The sequence below is a fragment of the Microbacterium sp. Bi128 genome, from assembly GCF_918698205.1.
In genome coordinates, this window is record NZ_CAKKMM010000445.1 from 1 (window position 1) to 3,626 (window position 3,626).

A 3,626-nucleotide genomic window follows, 5' to 3' on the forward strand; every position below is an offset into this window, starting at 1 on the left:
CTCCAATGTGGGGGGAGCTCCGCAACTGTGCCTGCGGGGGTTTCGATGAGATAGGGGACGTCCGCGTCCATCAGGCTGGAATCGTATTTCAGCCCGTATTCAGCCACCAACGACGGTGTCTGCCACGAGGGCTCCCACAGTGCGGCGCGATGCCCCTTTGGAGAAATGCCGAAACGCCCGAGTGCAGCTAGCGCCAGATCGAAGTCGGCGCGTTCGTCGTCGAAACTCATGTTCACCGCGGTGCGGTGAGTGTGTGAGTGGTGCGCGATCTCATGACCCGATTCCAGGACCTGTTCCACCATGCGGGGATACCGCTCCGCGGTTACTCCTGGAATGAAGAATGTCGCCGGCTGCTGCACATCCTTCAACATCTGGAGAATCCGGGGAACACCCACCTTGGGTCCGAACGCCTGGTGGGTCATCGCCATCGCATTGTCGGCGTAGCGCCGGCCGGCGGCCAGGACGGGGGACTCGGCGTCGACGTCGAAGGTCAATGCGGCAACGCAGGCCGCCCCCTGCCTCCAGCCGCTTTTATCGAATGTCATATTCGTCCCTCTTCGAAGAAATGGGTTAGAAGAAATGAGTCAGAAGAAAGGGGTCAGAAGTCATGGGTGGAGAGCCAGTCGGCATAGTCGCCGAGGGCCCGATGCAGCGGCCAGACCGATTCGTAGCCGAGATCCGCGGCTGCGGAAGCGATGCTGAAGTGGCCCTGCAGATCCAAGGTTGGATCCGTCCCGGGCCCGATCTCCACGGAGGCGTCCGGGAATGCGATTCGAACTTCTTTGACGACGTCGCTGAGTGTCCAGTACTCGCTGCCGGAGATGTTGTAGGCCAGGGGCCTGGCCCGGGCCGTTTCTGGTGCCTGGACTGCCGCCAGGACGGCAAGAGCGACGTCGCGGACGTAGACAAGGTTGTAGCGGTGGTCGGCCCCGTGGTCCTGTGAGAATGAACCGTCGCGGACTACGCCGCGCATAATGTCCCGCATGACTTCATCCATGCGGTTTCCGGGTCCGTAAACCTGGCCGATGCGCAGGGAGATGACGTCGACTCCATACCTGTCGCCGTAGACCTGTCCGAGCCATTCCCCGGTAACCTTCGTCACGGCGTAAGGCGTCGTCGGATTTACTGGCTCCGATTCGAGAACCACCGGTGCTGAGGTCTTTCCGTACACGCACTCGGAAGAGAAGTTGATGATCCGTTTGACGCCGTGGAGTCGTGCCGCCTCGAAAACCGCCACCGTTCCCTCGACGTTGGCAGCAAACGTAGCCAGGGGAAAGCTCAGGGAATAGGTCGGGTGGGATATGGCGGCGGTATGGACGATGGTGTCGACGTCGTGCTCCTTGAATACTTCGAGGAGACGGGGGATATCGAACAGTTCGCCCTGGACGGAAACGACGTCGCGGCGTGGCGCCTCGATGAAGTCCCGGTTGTAGCTGACTGTTTGATGGCCGGCGTCGGCGAGTTCGTTGACGATGTGGCGTCCGGTGAATCCGGCACCACCTGTGACCAGAACAGAGCTCATGTGATGTTGCCTTTCACTAGGTGCGTTGGATGTGGGATTCAATGTCCGAGTGGGAACGTCGTGGTCCGACCACCATCGACAACAAGGTTTGTTCCCGTGACATACGAGGATTCAGGACCCAACAGCCACAGCGCCGCGGCTGCAATCTCCTCGGGCAGGGCGAACCGGCCAAGCGGCACGGACACTTCGTCCCGGGCGCGTTCTTCTTCGTTCGCGAACTCGGCCGCAAGCATCGGGGTATCTGTCGTGCCCGGCGACAGTGCGTTGACCCGGACGCCGGCCGGTGCGAGTTCGGCGGCCAGTGACCGCATCATCGACAGCACGCCGCCCTTGGTCGCGGTGTATGCGGTGTAGCCTGCCTGGCCGACGTGTGACAGCTCGCTGGCAGTGCAGACCAGCGATCCACCGCCGTTGGCCGAGAGCGTCCGCGCCGCTGCCCGGGCGAAGTGGAAAGTGCCGGTCAAGTTCACCCGGATCAGTCTCTGCCACAGCTCGTCGGATGTTTCGGCGATGGGCGCAACACTGGAGATTCCTGCGGCGTTGAAGGCCCCGCTCAGGGGCCCGAGTTCTGCTTCCGCCCGGGCGAAGGCGCCATCGACCTGTTGGGACTCAGATACGTCGGCTTCGATGAAGATCACAGCGCCCGAGACTTGGCTTTTTGCGTCTTCAAGCAGACGGTCCGGGAGACCGACCGCTGCAACCATTGCCCCTTGCGCCAGAAGGGCCCGGGTGGTCGCGAGACCGATGCCGGAGCTGGCTCCGGTGACAAGGTAGGCCTTGTCCTGAAAATGGCTCATGTCTCCTCTTCCCCGTTGGATGTGGAAAGGCGGGCAGCATGCCCCCGGTCACGATTCGGGGGCATACGCCGGATTTGCCGGTTTAACCTTGATGGCTGATTTAGCCAACGAGCGCACGAGTGTGGTCGTTAAGGAACATGCCGCGGGGGTCGAACTCCCGGCGTATCTGGCTGAAGGTGTCAAGCTCCGGGTAGAGACGCTCCAATCGGCTCCTCGTCATGAAATGGATCTTTCCCCAGTGCGCGCGGGGCTCGAATTCCTGCAGCACCGCATCCGCATCCCGGAAGAAGGGCCAGTAGTCGGTCCCGGGTTCGGTGGTCAGGGTGATAACGGTGGTGTCGCGTCCTTGGAACTGGGACATGTAGCCTTCGTCGGCTTTCACCCAGCGGACCTCAACGGGGTACTTCTGGTCGGAATGCTTGGTGCGGATCAGCTCCTGGACAGCCTGGACGGCCGCCAGGCCGTGTTCGCTGGGAACGAAGTACTCCAGTTCATGGAACGGTGTGGTGAATCCGCCCGGGTAGATGCGGTACGACCGGTCCAGCCGGGCACCTTCCGTGCGGGAAATTTCACGCTCGTCCTGGACCTGGGCGACGTTGTACCGCTTGGTGTAGCTGCGGTTTGCCATGCTCTGGCCCGGCGAACCGGGCAGGTCCAGGAGCTCACAGGAATCGTTGTCCGGGCACCAGAGGAACGAGTAGTGCCGGTTCCCGTCGATGTCGGCCTGCCAGGTTGCCGCGGTCTCCGCCCACGTGGGATAGGTAATCTCCTCCTGCAGGTAATAGCGGTCCTCGACCGCCAGTTCGACCTCCAGGAAGATTCCGAGCGTCCCCAAGGCGACCTGGGCGGCCCTGAGTTCGCGGAGTTGCCCTTCGCCGATTTCGACGATTTCGCCGTAACCGTTGATCAGCCGGACCCAGCGCAGTGCCGATGAGAAGCTGCCCAGGTTCTTTCCGGAGCCGTGGGTGCTGGTCGCGAGTGCCCCGGCGATCTGCTGCTTGTCGATGTCGCCCTGGTTGCCCAGTGCCAGCCCCTGCTCCCACAGCGGATCGCCAAAGGCGTTGATGGTGGTGCCGGCCAGGGCCCTCGCACGGCGCCCCATGAGGTCGGTTCCGGTGATGGCCGAGAGTGCGGACATGTCCATCAGGACTCCGCCCGTCTGGACAAGCGGTGAGGAAGAATGCCCTGAGCCGACTGCACGTACGGGGAGGCCTTCGCGGATGGCGAACCGGACGGCGTCGAGCGCCTCCTGTTCGTTCCGCGGCCGGACGGTGAAGGCCGGCGTGGCGCTCTGGTTGCCGCCCCAG

At 62.9% G+C, this 3,626-nt stretch carries 4 protein-coding genes; all 4 read right to left on the reverse strand.

Translation table 11 applies throughout. The features are described from left to right. The coding region (locus LQV45_RS20695) for a polysaccharide deacetylase family protein (RefSeq protein WP_230008628.1) at positions 1-545 on the reverse strand (545 nt) is incomplete at its 3' end. Positions 546-598: 53 nt separating this feature from the next. After that, positions 599-1,564: an NAD(P)-dependent oxidoreductase gene (locus tag LQV45_RS20700; protein WP_230008629.1), complete on the reverse strand. Its 966-nt coding sequence runs from the start codon at positions 1,562-1,564 to the stop codon at positions 599-601. Then, positions 1,561-2,319 carry an SDR family NAD(P)-dependent oxidoreductase gene (locus tag LQV45_RS20705; RefSeq protein ID WP_230008630.1) on the reverse strand — a complete coding sequence of 253 codons (759 nt, stop codon included), beginning with the start codon at positions 2,317-2,319 and terminating at the stop codon, positions 1,561-1,563. The genes LQV45_RS20700 and LQV45_RS20705 overlap by 4 nt, the downstream gene beginning before the upstream one ends. A gap of 100 nt (positions 2,320-2,419) precedes the next feature. After that, positions 2,420-3,626 (reverse strand): D-arabinono-1,4-lactone oxidase (locus tag LQV45_RS20710; RefSeq protein WP_230008631.1); only part of this gene is annotated, 1,207 nt, incomplete at its 5' end.

Excerpts from the sequence above, each read along its gene's own strand:
- LQV45_RS20705 (WP_230008630.1), bottom strand. The coding sequence starts at position 2,319 with ATGAGCCATTTTCAGGACAAGGCCTACCTTGTCACCGGAGCCAGCTCC.